Source organism: Mycolicibacter sinensis, assembly GCF_001673565.1.
GTDB classification, from domain to species: domain Bacteria; phylum Actinomycetota; class Actinomycetes; order Mycobacteriales; family Mycobacteriaceae; genus Mycobacterium; species Mycobacterium sinense_C.
This window is the reverse complement of record NZ_LZMF01000002.1, coordinates 1-1822: the sequence shown is the minus strand read 5'-3', so window position 1 is coordinate 1822 and position 1822 is coordinate 1. Positions and strand designations below refer to the sequence as shown.

Genomic DNA, 1822 nt, shown 5'->3' with positions numbered 1-1822 from the left:
AACCAGGGATTGTTTCCACCGCCGTTGGTGCCGACGCCGGGCAGCCACGGCGAAGGGTTATTGCCCTTGTTGCCGCCACCGTTATTGCCCGGCAGCCACGACGGGTTGCCGCCCTTGTTGCCGCCACCGTTGTTCCCCGGCAGCCACGACGGATTGTCACCTCTGTCGCCGCCACCGTTGTTGCCCGGCAGCCACGACGGATTGTCGTTCTTGGGCGGACTCTGCTTGGGAGGGTCGAAGATCCGTGGCCACTCGGGTTGCTTGACCGGCGGGGCCGGTGCGGCCGGCGGGGGAATCTCGACCGCCGGCGGGCTGGGCACCTGAATGGGGACCGGAATCGGCACGGGGGCCGGGGCCGCCGGAGCGGGAGCCGCCGGCGCGGGCGCAGGAGCCGCGGGCACCGGCGCAGGAGCCGCCGGGGCCTGCGCGACGGGGGGCGCCGGGGCCGCCGGTGCTGGAGCCGCCGGGGCGGGCGCGGCAGGTGGCACCTTGGGCGCCACCTGGGGAACCGGGGCCGGCGCCTGCTGCGTGGGTACCACGATGTGCTGGCCGGGCGCAGGACGGTCGGACGCGGTGGGCCGGATACTGACCGCCAGCGCCACCAGCAACGAAGCCACCCCGACGACGAAGAAAGCCGCCAGCCCGCTGCCGGCCAGCAGGAACGGATTGCGGCGGCGGGGATGCTCGGTCTCTTCGAACAGCCGCAGACCGGAGCTCGGCGCGTAGTCCTCGGCGACGGCGCCCTGGGTAGTGCCGGTGTCGGAGAACGCAAGGTAGTCGGCGTCGGCGTCGTCGGGAACGGCGCTGTAGGCCAGGGCGTACTCGCCCCTGGTGGCGTCGTAGTCGCCGCCGGCCTGGTAGGCGTAGCCCAGCGCCACCAGATTCGGGTCAAGCACGCCGGTGCCCGGGTCGCGCGCCCACGCCAACGCCGACGTCGACGAATCGAACAACGGTGCGTGTGCGCTGGCCAGCGCGGCACCCCGGGCCAGCGCCGTCTCCGGCTCCTCGGGCACGCTGACCGGGATGGGGCTGGCCGCATCCAGCTCGGGCTTGACCACGCCGACGTTGACGCCGGAGCCGACCACGAACAACCCGTCGGGCCGAGACTCGAGCCGGCCGGCCTGCGCGGCCAGGGCGGTCAATTCGCCGAGGGCGGCGGCGTCGTCGGACGGCAGTGCCACCCGGTGCACCTCGGTGATCGAGCCGTCCGACGAGTCGACGACCGCCAGCGTGGCGCCGTCGGGCTCGATGAACATCAGCGCGGTCCGCTGGTAGCCGACCGTCCCGCCCACCGTCTGCGCCAGCGCGGCCGCGGCCAAAAACGCCGAGACCAGCATCACGTTCTCGACCCGGCGATGGGCCAGCGCGTCGCGCAACTGGCCGGCCTGCAGCTGATTGGCGACTGTCACCCCGGTCGAGGCCAGCCGATAGCCGCCCTCTTCAGCGCTCTCCTGGGTGCCCAGGATGGCCGACACCACCTGCTCGGGAAACGCCGGCCCGCCGGAGTCGACCTCGAAGCCGTCCTCGTCGACGGTGACGCCACCGGCGTTCTTCCCTTCGACGAGCACCATCCGTACCGACGGCGGTGCCATCGACACGCCCAGAACGATGTCCATCGCACCTCCTCCCCTACGGCCGGTGATTGATTAGCCCATCTTAGGTGTTTGCGGGGGAAATCCCCACCTCAGAAGTGCAGGCCCGGGATCGGCAGCGGGATCTTGATCCCGCCGCCGCCGCGGCCCTTGCCACCACCGCGACCGTGACCACCGCCGTGACCACCGCCGTCCCACCCGCCCCGGGGCGGACCGAGGATCGGCGGACC

The 1822-nt window shown here is 72.4% G+C and carries 1 protein-coding gene; it reads right to left on the bottom strand.

The window, feature by feature from the left end:
- The coding region (locus A5648_RS00015; RefSeq protein WP_065022575.1) for a DUF7159 family protein at positions 1-1616 on the bottom strand (1616 nt) is incomplete at its 3' end.
- Positions 1617-1822: the final 206 nt, after the last annotated feature.